Origin of the sequence: Streptomyces sp. GSL17-111, from assembly GCF_037911585.1 — a bacterium.
In the GTDB taxonomy this organism is placed as follows: Bacteria; Actinomycetota; Actinomycetes; order Streptomycetales; family Streptomycetaceae; genus Streptomyces.
This window is the reverse complement of sequence record NZ_JBAJNS010000001.1, coordinates 2,299,495-2,319,397: the sequence shown is the minus strand read 5'-3', so window position 1 is coordinate 2,319,397 and position 19,903 is coordinate 2,299,495. Positions and strand designations below refer to the sequence as shown.

The following is a 19,903-nucleotide window of genomic DNA, read 5'->3' as shown; positions in this document are numbered from 1 at the left end:
CATCGCGGCGGCGCCGCTCCTGCGGTGCCGGTCCGTATGTTCGACCCCATAGAGCCAGGAAGAAGCAGCTACCGTGTCTGACCCGAACCTGAACGACGCTGTCGAGCCCGCCCAGGGCCGCGAGACCGCGCTCGACTCCGTCGAGGCCGCGGCAGACGACAGCGCCGGCCAGGCCGAGGCCGCGCAGGCCGACCAGGCCGACGACGCTGCGGACGCCACCGCCGAGGCCGACGTCGAGACGGCCGGTGCCGGGGAAGCCCCCGAGGCCGGGCAGGCCGACGACGCCGCCGAGGCGCAGGACGGCACCGAGCAGGCTGACGAGCAGTCCGACGAGCAGTCCGACGAGCAGGCTGAGGACGCCGTCGAGGAGGAGCCCGTCGACCCGGTCGCGGCCCTCCGTGACGAGCTGCGCCACCAGCCCGGCGAGTGGTACGTCATCCACACCTACGCGGGGTACGAGAACCGCGTGAAGACGAACCTGGAGCAGCGGGCCGTCTCGCTCAACGTCGAGGACTACATCTTCCAGGCCGAGGTGCCGCAGGAAGAGGTCGCCCAGATCAAGAACGGCGAGCGCCGCACCGTCCGGCAGAACAAGCTGCCCAGCTACGTGCTGGTCCGCATGGAGCTGACGAACGAGTCGTGGGGCGTCGTCCGCAACACCCCGGGCGTCACCGGCTTCGTGGGCAACGCCTACGACCCGTACCCGCTGACGCTGGACGAGGTCGTCAAGATGCTCGCCCCGGAGGCCGAGGAGAAGGCCGCCAAGGAGGCCGCCGAGGCCGAGGGCCGGCCGGCGCCGAGCCGCAAGCTGGAGGTCCAGGTCCTGGACTTCGAGGTGGGCGACTCGGTCACCGTCACCGACGGACCCTTCGCCACCCTCCAGGCGACGATCAACGAGATCAACCCCGACTCCAAGAAGGTCAAGGGCCTGGTGGAGATCTTCGGGCGCGAGACCCCGGTCGAGCTGAGCTTCGACCAGATCCAGAAGAACTGAGCGCACCGAGCGCACCAGGAAGGGCCCCGGCGACGGTTCCACCGTCCGGCGGGGCCCTTCCGCGTGTCCGGGCCGGGGCCCCGTCGACCCGGTCCGGCCTGCCCGGTTTCGTGGTACGGCGGGCCATTCGCTATCGTGGTGCGGTATGCCTCCATCCGGATGACGGATGGTGGGCGAACCACTCTCACTCAAGACCCGGAGAGAGCATGCCTCCCAAGAAGAAGAAGGTCACGGGGCTGATCAAGCTCCAGATCCAGGCCGGCGCCGCCAACCCGGCTCCGCCGGTCGGCCCCGCGCTGGGCCAGCACGGCGTCAACATCATGGAGTTCTGCAAGGCCTACAACGCCGCGACCGAGTCGCAGCGCGGTTGGGTCATCCCGGTGGAGATCACGGTCTACGAGGACCGCTCCTTCACCTTCATCACGAAGACCCCGCCGGCCGCGAAGATGATCCTCAAGGCCGCGGGCGTGGAGAAGGGCTCCGGCGAGCCGCACGTCAAGAAGGTCGCGAAGATCACGCGCGACCAGGTGCGGGAGATCGCCACCACCAAGATGCCCGACCTGAACGCGAACGACCTGGACGCCGCCGAGAAGATCATCGCCGGCACCGCCCGTTCCATGGGCGTCACGGTCGAGGGCTGACCGCACCCGGTCACCAGCAGTTCCGTGGAAGGGCCAAGCGCTGGTCCACACCACGACTCCGTACCTGAAACACAGGAGCAGAAGTGAAGCGCAGCAAGAATCTCCGCAGCGCGGACGCCAAGATCGACCGGACGCGGCTCTACGCCCCGCTCGAGGCCGTCCGCCTCGCCAAGGACACGACCGCCGTCAAGTTCGACGCGACCGTCGAGGTGGCCTTCCGCCTGGGTGTCGACCCGCGCAAGGCCGACCAGATGGTCCGCGGCACCGTGAACCTGCCGCACGGCACCGGCAAGACCGCCCGGGTCCTGGTCTTCGCGACCGGTGACCGTGCAGCCGCCGCGGAAGCCGCGGGCGCCGACATCGTCGGCTCCGACGAGCTGATCGACGAGATCTCCAAGGGTCAGCGCCTGAACGAGTTCGACGCGGTCGTCGCCACCCCGGACCTCATGGGCAAGGTCGGCCGCCTCGGCCGCGTGCTCGGTCCGCGTGGCCTGATGCCGAACCCGAAGACCGGCACCGTCACTCCCGACGTCGCCAAGGCCGTCACCGAGATCAAGGGCGGCAAGATCGAGTTCCGCGTCGACAAGCACGCGAACCTGCACTTCATCATCGGCAAGGTGTCGTTCGGTGAGCAGCAGCTCGTGGAGAACTACGCGGCGGCGCTGGACGAGGTCATGCGTCTGAAGCCGTCCGCCGCCAAGGGCCGTTACATCAAGAAGGCCACCATCACCACCACGATGGGCCCCGGCATCCCGGTCGACGGCAACCGCACCCGCAACCTGCTCGTCGAGGACGAGGCCGCCTGAGCCTCCCCGCGACGCCGGTTCGGACGAGCCCCCGCTCCCTGTGGAGCGGGGGCTCGTCCGTTTGTCAGGGACACACAGCGGTGTACTACGGTTGGGACATTCACTGGCACATGTGGGGGGTATACGAATGCGTCGTACACGCACGATGACGTTGAGCGCCGTGAGCCTGACCGCGGCCCTGGTCCTCGGCGGCTGCACCGGGGACGGGGACAGCTCGGACGAGGGCGGCAAGAAGGCGCCGGCACCGTCGAAGACCGCCGAGCAGCGCTCGGCGGTCCAGGCCATGGCGGCCGCCACGAAGAAGACGACCGAGGCGAAGTCCGCCCGCGTCGAGATGACGATGACCGCACCGGGTATGCCCGAGGCGATGGACATGCAGGGCGTCATGTCCTGGGACCCGGTCGCCATCGACTTCACCATGAGCGGTTCGGCGTTCGCGCCCGGCGCGGCGGGCGACCCCTCGGCGCCGTCCGAGATGCGCATGATCATGATCGAGGACGTCATGTACGTCAACGCGGGCGAGGCCATGGCCGCTGAGACCGACGGCAAGTCCTGGCTGAAGATGGACCTCACCGCCCTGGCCGAGCAGTCCGGCGACGAGGCGCTCGCCGACCAGATGACGGGCGGCCTGGACGACATGGGCCGCAGCCCGGCCGAGCAGATGGCCCTCCTGCTGGACTCGCCGAACATCGAGCACGTCGGCGAGGAGCAGCTGGACGGTGCCACCACGCAGCACTACCAGGGCACCATGACCGTCGAGGAGATGCTGGAGATCGAGGCGGAGGAGTCCGAGTCCGGCGAGTACATGACCGAGGAGGAGCGGACGGAGCTCCTGCAGGGCATGGAGGAGTCCGGCATCAAGGGCATGGACCTCGAGGTCTGGATCAACGAGGACGACATGCCGGTTCAGCTGACCATGGTGATGGACAGCCCCGAGGGCAGCGTCGAGGTCACTCAGCGCATCACCGACTACGGCGTGACGGTGGCGCCCGAGGCTCCGCCGGCCGACGAGACGATCGACTTCATGGAGATGATGGAGGAGCTCGGCGGTCCCGGGGCCATGGAGCCCGGCGCGGTCTGACGTGCACGGCTTCCGGTCCGACGTCATGGCGCCCGTGCCGTGACGTCGGACCGGGAAGCCGGATTTGCCACCGCCGTGACGCCCCCCGTACAGTGTCGCGGTAGCCAAAGACCGCTGGTCGTTGCTGCGCGCCGTCGTCACAGTCGGAGCGCGGTGGCCTAAGGATTCGCTCGTAGGAGCGGACGGCCCGTGCAGGCACGTGAGGTTCATACTCCGGTACGGGCAGTGTTCCGTACTGTCGAGTCACGCCCCGTGCGCCTGCGCACCGGGGCGTTTCGCTTGTGTGCAGCTCCTTCCTGAAGTGCCCGATGGGGCGGTCCGGCGCGACGGGCCGGTCGGCAGACCGGCCGAGGACCAACACCCGGAAGGAGGCGCGAGGCTCATGGCGACGCCCGACAAGGTCGCAGCCGTTGAGGAGATGACGGAGAAGTTCCGCAACTCCAACGCCGCTGTGGTCACCGCGTACACCGGACTTTCCGTGGCACAGCTCAAGGAGCTGCGCCGCTCGCTCGGTGACAACGCCCAGTACCGTGTGGTGAAGAACACGCTGACCAAGATCGCGGCCAAGGAGGCCGGGGTCACCACGCTCGACGAGTTCCTGACGGGCTCGACGGCGGTCGCCTTCGTGACCGGTGACCCGGTCGAGGCGGCGAAGGGTCTGCGTGACTTCGCCAAGACCAACCCCGCTCTCGAGCTGAAGGGCGGTGTCCTTGACGGCAAGGCACTGTCCGCGGACGAGATCAAGAAGCTTGCGGACCTCGAGTCCCGCGAGGTGCTGCTCTCCAAGCTGGCCGGTGGCATGAAGGCGTCCATGGCCAAGGCCGCGGCGACCTTCCAGGCCCCGCTCACGAAGTTCGTCCGCACCGCGGACGCGCTGCGTGCCAAGCAGGACGAGCAGGGCGGTGCCGGTACGCCGGCTCCCGCCGAGGCCGCGGAGTAACCGAACTTCCGGCTACCGCGCAGCCCAGCGGGCCCCCCGTACGCCCGCCGACATGTACGACATCCGGCACCAGCCGAACGAGTGGAAGGACGCCATCATGGCGAAGCTCAGCCAGGACGAGCTGCTCGCGCAGTTCGAGGAGATGACCCTCATCGAGCTCTCCGAGTTCGTCAAGAAGTTCGAGGAGAAGTTCGACGTCGAGGCCGCCGCCCCGGCCGCCGTCGTCGCCGCTGCCCCGGGTCAGGGTGGTGGCGCCGCCGCCGCCGAGGAGGAGAAGGACGAGTTCGACGTCGTCCTCACCGCCGCCGGTGACAAGAAGATCCAGGTCATCAAGGTCGTGCGCGAGCTCACCTCCCTCGGCCTGAAGGAGGCCAAGGACCTGGTCGACGGTGCGCCGAAGCCGGTTCTGGAGAAGGTCGCCAAGGACGCCGCGGACAAGGCCAAGGAGTCCCTCGAGGGCGCCGGCGCCAGCGTCGAGGTCAAGTGACCCGCTGAACCCCTGCGGGGTGTGTGCCGACACGGCACGCGGCCCGCTCGCCCAGGGCGATCACCCATCCGGGTGGTCGCCCTTCGGCGTTCCCGCACCCCTACGACCGGGGGGTTTCCGGGCTACCCGGGAGTCACCCACTCGATCGCGCCGCGCTCTCCTTGCCTTCGCTGCTGCCAAGGGTAGGGTGATCACCGGCGTTCGGCCCGGCACCCCTGGAGGGGGGCGGCGGGGTCGGCGAGGGGGTGGTCGTCCAGGCCGCCGGCGGCTGCCGTCGCGGGCGTGACCACCGCAACCGAGCGCGGGGCCTTGACGTACGGCCTCCGGGCACGCGATTCTCACAAGCGCCCGAGGTGCCGAGAAGCACTGGTTCGGAGTTCCGCGGAACCCGAGGCATGGAATCTCGGTGATGTGGGAAGCCTTGCGGCAGACGCCGAGGGACGGCCGCCAGGCCGGATCGAGACGCCGCGCGAGAGCTGTGCCGTACGAGAAGCAGTACCGAGAAGCAGCACCGAGACAGACAACCGAGGAAGAGACTCCCGGAGGGAGAGAGAGGCCCTGCGCCGATCTCCGATGTTCCGCTCTGGACATCAGTGTGCCTTGTGGCTACACTGACCCTTTGCGCTGCCTTATAGCTGCTCCCTGCCCGTCACCAGGGGCACCGGTATGCGCGTAGTGAGTCCGAGCCCTCGGAAGGACCCCCTCTTGGCCGCCTCGCGCAACGCCTCGACCGTCAATTCGAACAACGGCGCCAGCACCGCACCGCTGCGTATTTCCTTTGCGAAGATCAAGGAGCCTCTCGGGGTTCCCAACCTCCTCGCGCTCCAAACCGAGAGCTTCGACTGGCTGCTCGGCAACGACGCCTGGAAGGCGCGGATCGAGGCTGCGCTCGACCGGGGGGAGGACGTCCCCACGAAGTCCGGTCTTGAGGAGATCTTCGAAGAGATCTCCCCGATCGAGGACTTCTCCGGGTCGATGTCGCTGACCTTCCGCGACCACCGCTTCGAGCCCCCGAAGAACTCCATCGACGAGTGCAAGGAGCGCGACTTCACGTACGCCGCTCCGCTCTTCGTCACCGCCGAGTTCACCAACAACGAGACCGGCGAGATCAAGTCCCAGACGGTCTTCATGGGCGACTTCCCGCTCATGACGAACAAGGGCACTTTCGTCATCAACGGCACCGAGCGTGTCGTCGTCTCGCAGCTGGTGCGCTCCCCGGGCGTGTACTTCGACAGCTCGCTCGACAAGACGTCCGACAAGGACATCTTCTCCGCCAAGGTCATCCCCTCCCGGGGCGCCTGGCTGGAGATGGAGATCGACAAGCGCGACATGGTCGGTGTGCGCATCGACCGCAAGCGCAAGCAGTCCGTCACCGTGCTGCTGAAGGCCCTGGGCTGGACGACCGAGCAGATCCTGGAGGAGTTCGGTCAGTACGAGTCCATGCGCGCCACCCTGGAGAAGGACCACACCCAGGGGCAGGACGACGCCCTGCTGGACATCTACCGCAAGCTGCGTCCGGGCGAGCCGCCGACCAAGGAGGCCGCCCAGACCCTGCTGGAGAACCTCTACTTCAACCCCAAGCGCTACGACCTCGCCAAGGTCGGCCGCTACAAGATCAACAAGAAGCTCGGTGGCGACGAGCCGCTGGACTCCGGCGTGCTCACCAGTGCCGACATCATCGCCACGATCAAGTACCTGGTGAAGCTGCACGCCGGCGAGACCGAGACGGTCAGCGCCGAGGGTGACGAGATCGTCGTCGAGACCGACGACATCGACCACTTCGGCAACCGCCGCCTGCGCAACGTCGGCGAGCTGATCCAGAACCAGGTCCGCACCGGCCTCGCCCGCATGGAGCGCGTGGTCCGCGAGCGCATGACCACGCAGGACGTCGAGGCGATCACGCCGCAGACCCTGATCAACATCCGGCCGGTCGTCGCCTCCATCAAGGAGTTCTTCGGCACCAGCCAGCTGTCCCAGTTCATGGACCAGACGAACCCGCTGTCGGGCCTGACCCACAAGCGCCGTCTGTCCGCCCTGGGTCCCGGTGGTCTGTCCCGTGAGCGGGCCGGCTTCGAGGTCCGTGACGTGCACCCGTCGCACTACGGCCGCATGTGTCCGATCGAGACGCCGGAAGGCCCGAACATCGGTCTGATCGGCTCGCTCGCCTCCTACGGCCGGGTCAACGCCTTCGGCTTCGTGGAGACCCCGTACCGCAAGGTGGTGGACGGCGTCGTCACCGACGAGGCCCACTACCTCACGGCGGACGAGGAGGACCGGTACGTCATCGCCCAGGCGAACGCCCCGCTGACCGACGACATGCACTTCGCCGAGGGCCGCGTCCTGGTCCGCCGGCGTGGTGGCGAGGTCGACTACGTCACGGGCAACGAGGTCGACTACATGGACGTCTCGCCGCGCCAGATGGTGTCGGTCGCGACGGCCATGATCCCCTTCCTCGAGCACGACGACGCCAACCGCGCGCTCATGGGCTCGAACATGATGCGCCAGGCGGTGCCGCTGCTGAAGTCGGAGTCGCCGCTGGTCGGCACCGGCATGGAGTACCGCTCCGCGGTCGACGCCGGTGACGTCATCAAGGCCGAGAAGGACGGCGTCGTCCAGGAGGTCTCCGCCGACTACGTCACGGTGGCCAACGACGACGGCACGTACACGACCTACCGCGTCGCCAAGTTCTACCGCTCCAACCAGGGCACCTCCTTCAACCAGAAGGTGATCGTCGACGAGGGCGCCCGCGTCATCGAGGGCCAGGTCCTGGCCGACGGCCCGTCCACCGAGAACGGTGAGATGGCGCTCGGCAAGAACCTCCTCGTCGCGTTCATGCCCTGGGAGGGCTACAACTACGAGGACGCGATCATCCTGTCGCAGCGCCTCGTGCAGGACGACGTCCTCTCCTCGATCCACATCGAGGAGCACGAGGTCGACGCCCGCGACACCAAGCTCGGCCCGGAGGAGATCACCCGGGACATCCCGAACGTCTCCGAGGAGGTCCTGGCCGACCTCGACGAGCGCGGCATCATCCGCATCGGTGCCGAGGTCGAGGCCGGCGACATCCTGGTCGGCAAGGTCACCCCGAAGGGTGAGACCGAGCTGACGCCGGAGGAGCGCCTCCTGCGCGCGATCTTCGGTGAGAAGGCCCGTGAGGTCCGTGACACCTCGCTGAAGGTGCCGCACGGCGAGACCGGCAAGGTCATCGGCGTCCGCGTCTTCGACCGCGAGGAGGGCGACGAGCTGCCCCCGGGCGTGAACCAGCTGGTCCGCGTCTACGTGGCGCAGAAGCGCAAGATCACCGACGGTGACAAGCTCGCCGGCCGCCACGGCAACAAGGGCGTCATCTCCAAGATCCTTCCGGTCGAGGACATGCCGTTCACCGAGGACGGCACCCCGGTCGACGTCATCCTCAACCCGCTCGGCGTCCCGTCCCGGATGAACCCGGGCCAGGTGCTGGAGATCCACCTCGGCTGGCTGGCCTCCCAGGGCTGGAAGGTCGAGGGCAGCGAGGAGTGGATGGAGCGGCTGAAGGCCATCGGTGCCGACGAGGTGGCCCCGGGCACCAACGTCGCCACCCCGGTCTTCGACGGCGCCCGCGAGGACGAGCTGACGGGTCTGTTCGAGCACGCCATGCCCAACCGGGACGGGGACCGCGTGGTCCTGCCCTCCGGCAAGGCCAGGCTCTACGACGGCCGCTCGGGCGAGCCGTTCCCGAAGCCGATCTCCATCGGCTACATGTACATCCTCAAGCTGCACCACCTGGTGGACGACAAGCTCCACGCCCGGTCCACCGGCCCGTACAGCATGATCACCCAGCAGCCGCTGGGTGGTAAGGCCCAGTTCGGTGGCCAGCGCTTCGGTGAGATGGAGGTGTGGGCACTGGAGGCGTACGGCGCCGCCTACGCCCTCCAGGAACTGCTGACCATCAAGTCCGACGACGTCACCGGCCGTGTGAAGGTCTACGAGGCCATCGTCAAGGGCGAGAACATCCCCGAGCCCGGCATCCCCGAGTCCTTCAAGGTGCTCATCAAGGAGATGCAGTCGCTCTGCCTCAACGTGGAGGTGCTCTCCTCGGACGGCATGTCGATCGAGATGCGTGACACCGATGAGGACGTCTTCCGCGCCGCGGAAGAGCTCGGCATCGACCTGTCCCGGCGCGAGCCGAGCAGCGTCGAAGAGGTCTGACGGGTGGCCGGGGAGCCGCTGACAGCGGCTCCCCGGCACTCCCCGGACCCCCGTTCAGACCACCATTGACACGACCCTGAGAGGGATTGACGAGAGTGCTCGACGTCAACTTCTTCGACGAACTGCGGATCGGCCTCGCCACCGCTGACGACATCCGTCAGTGGTCCCACGGCGAGGTCAAGAAGCCGGAGACCATCAACTACCGCACCCTCAAGCCGGAAAAGGACGGGCTCTTCTGCGAGAAGATCTTCGGCCCCACCCGGGACTGGGAGTGCTACTGCGGCAAGTACAAGCGCGTCCGCTTCAAGGGCATCATCTGTGAGCGCTGCGGCGTCGAGGTGACCCGCGCCAAGGTGCGCCGTGAGCGGATGGGCCACATCGAGCTCGCCGCCCCCGTCACGCACATCTGGTACTTCAAGGGCGTCCCGTCCCGGCTGGGCTACCTGCTGGACCTCGCGCCGAAGGACCTGGAGAAGGTCATCTACTTCGCCGCGTACATGATCACGTATGTGGACGAGGAGCGCCGCACGCGCGACCTGCCGTCGCTGGAGGCCCACGTCTCCGTCGAGCGCCAGCAGATCGAGCAGCGCCGCGACGCCGACCTGGAGGCCCGCGCCAAGAAGCAGGAGACCGACCTCGCCGAGCTGGAGGCCGAGGGCGCCAAGGCCGACGTCCGCCGCAAGGTGCGCGAGGGCGCCGAGCGCGAGATGAAGCAGCTCCGCGACCGCGCACAGCGCGAGATCGACCGCCTCGACGAGGTGTGGAACCGCTTCAAGAACCTCAAGGTCCAGGACCTGGAGGGTGACGAGCTGCTCTACCGCGAGCTGCGGGACCGCTTCGGCACCTACTTCGACGGCTCCATGGGCGCCGCCGCCCTGCAGAGGCGCCTGGAGACGTTCGACCTGGACGAGGAGGCCGAGCGCCTCCGCGAGATCATCCGCACCGGCAAGGGCCAGAAGAAGACCCGCGCCCTGAAGCGGCTCAAGGTCGTCTCGGCGTTCCTCCAGACGTCCAACAGCCCCAAGGGCATGGTCCTGGACTGCGTCCCGGTCATCCCGCCGGACCTGCGTCCGATGGTGCAGCTGGACGGTGGCCGTTTCGCGACCTCCGACCTGAACGACCTGTACCGCCGCGTCATCAACCGCAACAACCGCCTCAAGCGTCTCCTCGACCTCGGTGCGCCCGAGATCATCGTGAACAACGAGAAGCGGATGCTGCAGGAGGCCGTCGACGCGCTGTTCGACAACGGCCGCCGCGGCCGGCCGGTGACGGGCCCGGGCAACCGGCCCCTGAAGTCGCTGTCCGACATGCTCAAGGGCAAGCAGGGCCGCTTCCGGCAGAACCTGCTCGGCAAGCGCGTCGACTACTCGGCCCGTTCGGTCATCGTCGTCGGCCCGCAGCTCAAGCTCCACCAGTGCGGTCTGCCGAAGGCGATGGCGCTGGAGCTGTTCAAGCCGTTCGTGATGAAGCGCCTGGTCGACCTGAACCACGCGCAGAACATCAAGTCGGCCAAGCGCATGGTCGAGCGCCAGCGCACCGTGGTGTACGACGTCCTCGAAGAGGTCATCGCCGAGCACCCGGTGCTGCTCAACCGTGCGCCGACGCTGCACCGCCTCGGCATTCAGGCCTTCGAGCCGCAGCTCGTCGAGGGCAAGGCCATTCAGATTCACCCGCTCGTGTGCACCGCGTTCAACGCGGACTTCGACGGTGACCAGATGGCCGTCCACCTCCCGCTCTCGGCGGAGGCCCAGGCCGAGGCCCGCATCCTGATGCTGTCCTCGAACAACATCCTCAAGCCCGCCGACGGCCGTCCGGTGACCATGCCCACCCAGGACATGGTGCTCGGCCTCTTCTTCCTCACCAGTGAGGCGGGGGAGCGCGAGGTCGTGGGCTCGGGCCGGTCGTTCGCGTCGACCGCCGAGGCGATCATGGCGTTCGACGCCGGCGAGCTGTCGCTCCAGGCCGAGATCGACATCCGGTTCCCGGTGGGCTCCGTCCCGCCGCTGGGCTGGACGCCGCCGATCCCGGAGGAGGGCGAGTCCGCCTGGCAGCCGGGTGACGGCTTCCGCCTCCGCTCGACGCTCGGCCGGGCGCTCTTCAACGAGCTCCTGCCCGAGGAGTTCCCGTTCGTCAACTACACCGTCGGCAAGAAGCAGCTCTCCCAGATCGTCAACGACCTGGCCGAGCGCTACCCGAAGGTGGCGGTCGCCGCGACGCTGGACAACCTCAAGTCGGCCGGTTACCACTGGGCCACGCGCTCCGGTGTGACCATCGCCATCTCCGACGTCGTCGTCCCCGAGGCGAAGAAGGAGATCATCGCCGGGTACGAGGCGAAGGACGAGAAGGTCCAGAAGCAGTACGAGCGCGGCCTGATCACGAAGAACGAGCGTTCTCAGGAACTGATCGAGATCTGGACCAAGGCGACGAACGAGGTCGCCGAGGCCATGAACGCGAACTTCCCGAAGACGAACGCGATCTTCATGATGGTCGACTCGGGTGCGCGCGGAAACATGATGCAGATGCGTCAGATCGCGGGTATGCGTGGTCTGGTGTCGAACGCGAAGAACGAGACCATCCCGCGTCCGATCAAGTCCTCGTTCCGTGAGGGCCTGTCCGTGCTGGAGTACTTCATCTCCACGCACGGTGCCCGTAAGGGTCTGGCGGACACCGCCCTGCGGACCGCCGACTCCGGCTACCTCACGCGTCGTCTCGTGGACGTCTCCCAGGACGTCATCATCCGCGAGGAGGACTGCGGCACCGAGCGCGGCCTCAAGCTGCCCATCGCCGTCAGGGGCGAGGACGGCGTGCTGCGCAAGACCGAGGACGTCGAGACCAGCGTGTACGCGCGCTGCCTCGCCGAGGACATCGTCGTCGACGGCAAGGTGCTCGGCCCGGCCGGCACCGACCTGGGCGACGTCCTCATCGAGGAGCTCGTCCGGCACGGCATCGAGACGGTCAAGACCCGCTCGGTCCTGACCTGCGAGTCCGCCGTCGGCACCTGCGCCATGTGCTACGGCCGCTCCCTGGCCACCGGCAAGCTGGTGGACATCGGCGAGGCCGTCGGCATCATCGCCGCCCAGTCCATCGGTGAGCCCGGCACCCAGCTGACGATGCGTACCTTCCACACCGGTGGTGTGGCCGGTGACGACATCACCCAGGGTCTGCCGCGTGTCGTCGAGCTGTTCGAGGCGCGCACCCCGAAGGGTGTCGCCCCGATCACCGAGTCGGCCGGCCGGGTGCGGATCGAGGAGACGGAGAAGACGAAGAAGGTCGTCGTCACGCCGGACGACGGCAGCGACGAGATGGCCTACCCCGTCTCCAAGCGTTCGCGTCTGCTCGTGAGCGAGGGCGACCACGTCACCGTCGGTCAGCCGCTGACGGTCGGTGCGGCCAACCCGCACGACGTCCTGCGCATCCTCGGCCAGCGCGCCGTCCAGGTCCACCTGGTCGGCGAGGTGCAGAAGGTCTACAACAGCCAGGGCGTGTCGATCCACGACAAGCACATCGAGATCATCATCCGGCAGATGCTGCGCCGGGTGACGATCATCGAGTCCGGCGACGCCGAGCTGCTGCCCGGCGAGCTGGTCGAGCGGTCGAAGTTCGAGGGCGAGAACCGTCGCGTGGTCCAGGAGGGCGGACACCCGGCCTCCGGCCGTCCGCAGCTGATGGGTATCACCAAGGCCTCGCTCGCGACCGAGTCGTGGCTGTCGGCGGCCTCCTTCCAGGAGACGACCAGGGTCCTGACCGACGCGGCGATCAACGCCAAGTCGGACTCCCTGATCGGCCTCAAGGAGAACGTCATCATCGGTAAGCTCATCCCGGCCGGTACGGGCCTGTCCCGCTACCGCAACATCCGGGTCGAGCCGACCGAGGAGGCGAAGGCCGCGATGTACTCGGCCGTCGGGTACGACGACATCGACTACTCGCCGTTCGGCACCGGCTCCGGCCAGGCCGTTCCGCTGGAGGACTACGACTACGGCCCCTACAACCAGTAGGGCCCACCCGTCGCCGTGGGCGGCACTCCCTCGGGAGTGCCGCCCTTCGGCGTTCTCCGGGGGGAACTCCGCGTGACGCCCGGACGTCCTGGATGATAGGAGCCGTACGCTCCGCAACGTGGGGAGGAGTCGGTCGATGTCACTGAACTGGCCGGGAGGCAGCCAGCCTTACGGGGGTCAGCCCTACGGGGGGCAGCCGTTCATGCGGGCCTCCGACGCCGACCGTGAGCGGGCGGCGGACGTCCTGAAGGCCGGCTACGCCGAGGGGCGCCTGCCCAAGGAGGAGTACGAGGCCCGCCTCCACCGCATCCACGAGGCGAGCACGTACGCCGAGATGCAGCCGCTCATCGCCGACCTGCCGCAGGGGCCGGTCCCCGCGCCCGCGCCCACCCCGTACCAGCGTCCGGTCGAGCCGACGTACCACATCACCCCACCGCGGTACTCCCCCTATCCGGTGCACCCGATGCGCCGCCCGCCGGAGACGAGCGGGTGGGCGACGGCCGCGCTGGTCTGCGCCTGCCTCGTGCCGGCCGTCTACATCACCGCGCTGCCGGCCGTGATCTGCGGCCACGTCGCACGGGCCGACATCCGGCGGACGGGCAAGGAGGGGAACGGCTTCGCGACGGCCGGCATCGTCGTGGGGTACGTCGCCATGGGTTTCGCGGCGCTGATCGCCCTCTTCGCGGTCGCCCTCTCCGTGTGAGCGTTCGCCCCGCCCTCTGGTCGCCGCGCGTGGGGCCCGCTACGGTGAGAGCGCCCGGGTGACGGCGCCCGGGGATTCCGTGCCGCCCGCGCGCGCCGATCGCTTTTGACCGGAGCCGATGCGGTAGGTACGCTCTGACCTTGTGCCTGGGGTGTCCCCTGCGCTGGTTCGTCCCGTTCGTGGACGGCCTCGCGTGACACCAGGATCTGCACTCACTTCTCCCTCCAGAGGAGTCTCCCGCGTCAGTGGGGGGTCTGCAGAATCCGACACACCCGACCGCGTGGGTCGGACAATGTGGCCCAGGTTAGCTTTACCGAGACTGGCACACAGAAACCGGAGAAACTGTGCCTACGATCCAGCAGCTGGTCCGCAAGGGCCGGCAGGACAAGGTCGAGAAGAACAAGACGCCGGCACTCGAGGGCTCTCCTCAGCGTCGTGGCGTCTGCACGCGCGTGTTCACCACCACCCCGAAGAAGCCGAACTCGGCCCTGCGTAAGGTCGCGCGTGTGCGTCTGACCAGCGGGATCGAGGTCACGGCCTACATCCCGGGTGAGGGCCACAACCTGCAGGAGCACTCCATCGTGCTCGTGCGTGGCGGCCGTGTGAAGGACCTGCCGGGCGTTCGCTACAAGATCATCCGTGGCTCGCTCGACACCCAGGGCGTCAAGAACCGCAAGCAGGCTCGCAGCCGCTACGGCGCCAAGAAGGAGAAGTAAGCATGCCTCGTAAGGGCCCCGCCCCGAAGCGCCCGGTCATCATCGACCCGGTGTACGGCACTCCTCTGGTGACCTCCCTGATCAACAAGGTGCTGCTGAACGGCAAGCGCTCCACCGCCGAGCGCATCGTCTACGGCGCCATGGAGGGTCTGCGTGAGAAGACCGGCAACGACCCGGTCATCACGCTGAAGCGCGCTCTGGAGAACATCAAGCCGACCCTCGAGGTCAAGTCGCGTCGTGTGGGTGGCGCCACCTACCAGGTGCCGGTCGAGGTCAAGCCCGGCCGCGCCTCCACGCTCGCGCTGCGCTGGCTCGTCGGCTACTCGCGCGCCCGTCGCGAGAAGACGATGACCGAGCGGCTGATGAACGAGCTCCTCGACGCCTCCAACGGCCTCGGCGCGGCCGTGAAGAAGCGTGAGGACACCCACAAGATGGCCGAGTCCAACAAGGCCTTCGCGCACTACCGCTGGTAGTCGCTACCCCTATCGAGACCGAGAGAAGACTGAAGCCTCATGGCTACCACTTCACTTGACCTGACCAAGGTCCGGAACATCGGGATCATGGCCCACATCGACGCGGGCAAGACGACGACCACCGAGCGGATCCTGTTCTACACCGGTGTCAGCTACAAGATCGGTGAGGTCCACGACGGCGCTGCCACGATGGACTGGATGGCGCAGGAGCAGGAGCGCGGCATCACCATCACGTCCGCCGCGACGACCTGTCACTGGCCGCTGGACGACATCGACCACACCATCAACATCATCGACACCCCGGGCCACGTCGACTTCACCGTCGAGGTGGAGCGTTCGCTGCGCGTGCTCGACGGTGCGGTGACGGTGTTCGACGGTGTCGCCGGCGTCGAGCCGCAGTCCGAGACGGTGTGGCGTCAGGCGGACCGCTACGGCGTGCCGCGCATCTGCTTCGTCAACAAGCTGGACCGGACCGGCGCCGAGTTCCACCGCTGCGTCGACATGATCGTCGACCGCCTCGGTGCGACGCCGCTGGTCATGCAGCTGCCGATCGGCGCGGAGTCCGACTTCAAGGGCGTCGTGGACCTGGTCCGCATGAAGGGCCTCGTCTGGTCCGCCGAGACGGCCCTGGGTGAGGCGTACGACGTCGTCGACATCCCCGACACGCACAAGGAGGCCGCCGAGGAGTACCGCGGCAAGCTCCTTGAGGCCGTCGCGGAGAACGACGAGGAGATGATGGAGCTGTACCTCGAGGGCCAGGAGCCCACCGAGGAGCAGCTCATGGCCGCGATCCGCCGTGTCACCCTCGCGTCCACGGGCGCCGAGGGCACCCCGACGGTCACCCCGGTGTTCTGCGGTACCGCGTTCAAGAACAAGGGCGTGCAGCCCCTGCTCGACGCGGTCGTGCGCTACCTGCCCTCGCCCCTGGACGTCGAGGCCATCGAGGGCCACGACGTCAAGGACGCCGAGCAGGTCATCAAGCGCCGTCCGTCCGAGGAGGAGCCGCTGGCCGCCCTGGCGTTCAAGATCGCCAGCGACCCGCACCTCGGCAAGCTCACCTTCGTCCGGGTGTACTCGGGCCGCCTGGAGGCCGGCACTCAGGTGCTGAACTCCGTGAAGGGCAAGAAGGAGCGCATCGGCAAGATCTACCGGATGCACGCGAACAAGCGTGAGGAGATCGGTTCGGTGGGTGCCGGCGACATCATCGCCGTCATGGGTCTGAAGCAGACCACCACCGGTGAGACCCTCTGCGACGCGTCGTCCCCGGTGATCCTGGAGTCGATGGAGTTCCCGGCCCCGGTCATCCAGGTCGCCATCGAGCCCAAGTCGAAGGGTGACCAGGAGAAGCTGGGCGTCGCGATCCAGCGGCTGGCCGAGGAGGACCCGTCCTTCCAGGTCAACACCGACGAGGAGACCGGCCAGACGATCATCGCGGGCATGGGCGAGCTGCACCTGGACGTGCTGGTCGACCGCATGAAGCGCGAGTTCAAGGTCGAGGCCAACGTCGGCAAGCCGCAGGTGGCCTACCGCGAGACGCTGCGCAAGTCGGTCGACAAGCACGACTACACGCACAAGAAGCAGACCGGCGGTTCCGGCCAGTTCGCGAAGGTGCAGATCCAGATCGAGCCGCTGGAAGGCGACGGCTACGAGTTCGTCAACAAGGTCACCGGTGGCCGCATCCCCAGGGAGTACATCCCCTCGGTGGACGCCGGCTGCCAGGAGGCCATGGAGTTCGGCGTCCTGGCGGGCTACCCGCTCACGGGTGTCCGCGTGACGCTGCTCGACGGTGCCTTCCACGAGGTCGACTCCTCCGAGATGGCCTTCAAGATCGCCGGCTCGATGGCCTTCAAGGAGGCCGCCCGCAAGGCCAGCCCGGCCCTGCTGGAGCCGATGATGAAGGTCGAGGTCACCACGCCCGAGGACTACATGGGCGATGTGATCGGCGACATCAACTCCCGCCGCGGTCAGATCCAGTCCATGGAGGACCGCGGTGGCGCCAAGCTCGTCACGGGTCTGGTGCCGCTGTCGGAGATGTTCGGCTACGTCGGTGACCTGCGGAGCAAGACCTCCGGTCGCGCGAGCTACTCCATGCAGTTCGACTCCTACGCCGAGGTTCCCCGGAACGTCAGCGAGGAGATCATCGCGAAGGCCCGGGGCGAGTGACGTCGGTTCGCCGTCGTAATCTCACCCCTTAGGCTGTAGCACAACGGCATTCCGGGGCATCCGGCACAGATCGCACACGCGTTCTGGGCCGGAGCCCCGGGTCGCCAGCCCTTAAGAACGAACGGGTCAAGGGCGTCCCCCTCGGGGTCCTGGCTTGTTCGGTACGACCACCTGAACCCTTCCGCAGAAGCGGGGGGCGTACAGCACCAGTCCACAGGAGGACCCCAGTGGCGAAGGCGAAGTTCGAGCGGACTAAGCCGCACGTCAACATCGGCACCATCGGTCACATCGACCACGGTAAGACCACCCTCACGGCGGCCATTACCAAGGTGCTGCACGACCAGTTCCCGGACCTGAACGAGGCTTCTGCGTTCGAGAACATCGACAAGGCGCCCGAGGAGCGTCAGCGCGGTATCACCATCTCCATCGCGCACGTCGAGTACCAGACCGACTCGCGTCACTACGCCCACGTCGACTGCCCGGGTCACGCGGACTACATCAAGAACATGATCACCGGTGCCGCCCAGATGGACGGCGCGATCCTGGTGGTCGCCGCGACCGACGGCCCGATGCCGCAGACCAAGGAGCACGTGCTCCTGGCCCGCCAGGTCGGCGTTCCGTACATCGTCGTCGCCCTGAACAAGGCCGACATGGTGGACGACGAGGAGATCCTGGAGCTCGTCGAGCTCGAGGTCCGCGAGCTGCTCTCCGAGTACGAGTTCCCGGGCGACGACGTTCCGGTCGTCAAGGTCTCCGCGCTGAAGGCGCTGGAGGGCGACGCCAAGTGGGGCGAGTCCGTCATGGAGCTCATGAAGGCGGTCGACGAGTCGATCCCGGAGCCCGAGCGCGACACCGAGAAGCCGTTCCTCATGCCCATCGAGGACGTCTTCACGATCACCGGTCGCGGTACGGTCGTCACCGGCCGTATCGAGCGTGGCGTTCTCAAGGTCAACGAGAACGTGGACATCATCGGCATCAAGCCGGAGAAGACCTCCACCACGGTCACCGGCATCGAGATGTTCCGCAAGCTGCTCGACGAGGGCCAGGCCGGTGAGAACGTCGGTCTGCTGCTCCGCGGCATCAAGCGCGAGGACGTCGAGCGCGGCCAGGTCATCATCAAGCCGGGCTCGGTCACCCCGCACACGGAGTTCGAGGCGCAGGCGTACATCCTGTCGAAGGACGAGGGCGGTCGCCACACCCCGTTCTTCAACAACTACCGCCCGCAGTTCTACTTCCGCACGACGGACGTGACCGGCGTGGTGACCCTCCCCGAGGGCACCGAGATGGTCATGCCGGGTGACAACACCGAGATGAAGGTGGAGCTCATCCAGCCCGTCGCCATGGAGGAGGGCCTGAAGTTCGCCATCCGTGAGGGTGGCCGGACCGTGGGCGCCGGCCAGGTCACCAAGATCGTCAAGTGACCTGACGCTCCCCGGAGCACGCTGAACGAAGGGGCCCGTACGACCACCCGGTCGTACGGGCCCCTTCGCGTGTCTATCCGACAGCCGTAGCACGCTGTGCTATGGGGTGCTACGCTGATGGCATGAAGACCATCACGCAGCGAGAGCTCAGGAACGAGTCCGCAGCGGTCATGAACGCCGTGGAGGAGGGCGAAACCTTCCACATCACCCGGAACGGTGTCGAGGTCGCCGAACTGCGGCCGCTGTCCCGTAGGCGTCGGCTCAGCGCCGAGGAGCTCGTAGCCCGGCACCGGACGCTGCCACGTCTCGACCATCGTGAGCTGCGTCGTGAGGCCGACGAGGTCTTCGGGGACGAGGACGACGTGACCGTCGACCCCTGGACGCGCTCCGATGACTGAGCGGCACGCCTCCGGGGTGCTCGACACCTGCACGTTCATCGACCTGGGCCTCCTGGACCCGAAGGTTCTGCCCGCCGTGCCCGAGCTGACGGCGATTACCATGGCCGAGTTGCAGCAAGGGGTTGCCATGGCCAAGGACGCCGCCGCCCGTGCGGTCCGGATGGAGGTGCTGGGGGCGGCGGTGGCGGACTTCGAGCCATTGCCGTTCGACGGCGCCGCTGCGGCGCGCTACGGCACCTTGGTGGCGCTGGTGGTCGGTGCGGGCCGCAACCCCAAGCCTCGCCGCATGGACCTGATGATGGCCGCCGTCGCTTCCTCGCGCGGCCTTCCCCTGTACACCCGCAACGGTGCCGACTTCGCGGGCCTGGAAGGGCATGTGACGGTCGTGACGGTGTGACGCCGGCTTCGGCCTCGGCGGGCGTCAGGTCAGTTCGGGGTGGCCGAAGAGGTCGGCGTACCCCGAGGGCAGGTCGCTGATCACCTTGTTCAGCTCGCCGCCGCTCACCTGTCCGGCGACGGCCGTCAGGACGGCCCGGCTGTGACTCTCCGCCTGCTCCTCGGTGTCACCGGTGATCTCCGCGACCCGGTGCACGAACTCGCCCACACCCCAGTTCTGCGGCGTCGAGCTGGCGCCCTCGATCAGCTCGGCGACGGGGTCGGGAAGCTGGTCGGCCAGGTGCTCGGCCGTCTCCGGCGGGAGCCGGTCACCGAGCGTGCTGATCACCGCCTCAGTGGCGCGGGCGGCGTCCTCGCGCTCGTACCCGCCGGTCTCGCTCACGGTCATCAGGAACTCGTCGTAAGCCATGCGTGCCTCTCTCCCTCCTCGGCGGCGCGGCCCGCGTAGGGCCGTGCGGACCCGACCCGCCGGGCCGCCCGCGCCGAGTTCCCGGCGCGTGG

General features: G+C 67.8%; 16 protein-coding genes. 15 read left to right on the top strand and 1 reads right to left on the bottom strand.

Annotated features, from left to right (window positions below; genetic code table 11):
* Window positions 1-73: 73 nt before the first annotated feature.
* From nusG to V6D49_RS09975, 15 genes are all read left to right on the top strand, one after another.
* Window positions 74-994, top strand: coding sequence for a transcription termination/antitermination protein NusG (nusG, locus tag V6D49_RS10045; protein ID WP_340558918.1), 921 nt, complete (start codon window positions 74-76; stop codon window positions 992-994).
* A gap of 206 nt (window positions 995-1,200) precedes the next feature.
* Window positions 1,201-1,635 (top strand): 50S ribosomal protein L11, encoded by a 435-nt coding sequence (gene rplK, locus V6D49_RS10040; RefSeq protein ID WP_191209784.1) that lies wholly within the window; start codon window positions 1,201-1,203, stop codon window positions 1,633-1,635.
* An 83-nt stretch (window positions 1,636-1,718) separates the two neighbouring features.
* Entirely contained in the window at window positions 1,719-2,441 is a 723-nt protein-coding gene (rplA, locus tag V6D49_RS10035; protein WP_191209783.1) for a 50S ribosomal protein L1, read from the top strand.
* A 160-nt stretch (window positions 2,442-2,601) separates the two neighbouring features.
* Window positions 2,602-3,522: a hypothetical protein gene (locus V6D49_RS10030; protein WP_340558916.1), complete on the top strand. Its 921-nt coding sequence runs from the start codon at window positions 2,602-2,604 to the stop codon at window positions 3,520-3,522.
* A gap of 382 nt (window positions 3,523-3,904) precedes the next feature.
* Window positions 3,905-4,462: a 50S ribosomal protein L10 gene (gene rplJ / locus V6D49_RS10025; RefSeq protein ID WP_191209781.1), complete on the top strand. Its 558-nt coding sequence runs from the start codon at window positions 3,905-3,907 to the stop codon at window positions 4,460-4,462.
* Window positions 4,463-4,559: 97 nt separating this feature from the next.
* Entirely contained in the window at window positions 4,560-4,949 is a 390-nt protein-coding gene (gene rplL / locus V6D49_RS10020) for a 50S ribosomal protein L7/L12 (protein ID WP_191209874.1), read from the top strand.
* A 705-nt stretch (window positions 4,950-5,654) separates the two neighbouring features.
* Entirely contained in the window at window positions 5,655-9,137 is a 3,483-nt protein-coding gene (rpoB, locus tag V6D49_RS10015) for a DNA-directed RNA polymerase subunit beta (RefSeq protein WP_340558914.1), read from the top strand.
* Window positions 9,138-9,232: 95 nt separating this feature from the next.
* On the top strand, window positions 9,233-13,132 hold the full coding sequence (locus V6D49_RS10010) for a DNA-directed RNA polymerase subunit beta' (RefSeq protein ID WP_340563845.1): 3,900 nt from the start codon (window positions 9,233-9,235) through the stop codon (window positions 13,130-13,132).
* Window positions 13,133-13,268: 136 nt separating this feature from the next.
* Window positions 13,269-13,835: a DUF1707 and DUF4190 domain-containing protein gene (locus V6D49_RS10005; protein WP_340558912.1), complete on the top strand. Its 567-nt coding sequence runs from the start codon at window positions 13,269-13,271 to the stop codon at window positions 13,833-13,835.
* 344 nt (window positions 13,836-14,179) lie between these two features.
* A complete protein-coding gene (rpsL, locus tag V6D49_RS10000; protein WP_003948652.1) occupies window positions 14,180-14,551 on the top strand; it encodes a 30S ribosomal protein S12 in 372 nt (123 codons plus the stop codon).
* Window positions 14,552-14,553: 2 nt separating this feature from the next.
* Window positions 14,554-15,024 carry a 30S ribosomal protein S7 gene (rpsG, locus tag V6D49_RS09995; protein WP_191209779.1) on the top strand — a complete coding sequence of 157 codons (471 nt, stop codon included), beginning with the start codon at window positions 14,554-14,556 and terminating at the stop codon, window positions 15,022-15,024.
* 39 nt (window positions 15,025-15,063) lie between these two features.
* A complete protein-coding gene (gene fusA, locus V6D49_RS09990) occupies window positions 15,064-17,187 on the top strand; it encodes an elongation factor G (protein ID WP_340558910.1) in 2,124 nt (707 codons plus the stop codon).
* A gap of 227 nt (window positions 17,188-17,414) precedes the next feature.
* Window positions 17,415-18,608, top strand: coding sequence for an elongation factor Tu (gene tuf, locus V6D49_RS09985; protein ID WP_191209777.1), 1,194 nt, complete (start codon window positions 17,415-17,417; stop codon window positions 18,606-18,608).
* 122 nt (window positions 18,609-18,730) lie between these two features.
* Window positions 18,731-19,006: a type II toxin-antitoxin system Phd/YefM family antitoxin gene (locus V6D49_RS09980; RefSeq protein WP_340558908.1), complete on the top strand. Its 276-nt coding sequence runs from the start codon at window positions 18,731-18,733 to the stop codon at window positions 19,004-19,006.
* Window positions 18,999-19,403 carry a type II toxin-antitoxin system VapC family toxin gene (locus tag V6D49_RS09975; RefSeq protein ID WP_340558906.1) on the top strand — a complete coding sequence of 135 codons (405 nt, stop codon included), beginning with the start codon at window positions 18,999-19,001 and terminating at the stop codon, window positions 19,401-19,403. The genes V6D49_RS09980 and V6D49_RS09975 overlap by 8 nt, the downstream gene beginning before the upstream one ends.
* Window positions 19,404-19,427: 24 nt before the next feature.
* Here V6D49_RS09975 and V6D49_RS09970 read toward each other — a convergent pair whose 3' ends face one another.
* Window positions 19,428-19,811, bottom strand: a complete 384-nt coding sequence (locus V6D49_RS09970; protein ID WP_340558904.1) for a DUF2267 domain-containing protein — start codon at window positions 19,809-19,811, stop codon at window positions 19,428-19,430.
* Between the last annotated feature and the right edge of the window lie 92 nt (window positions 19,812-19,903).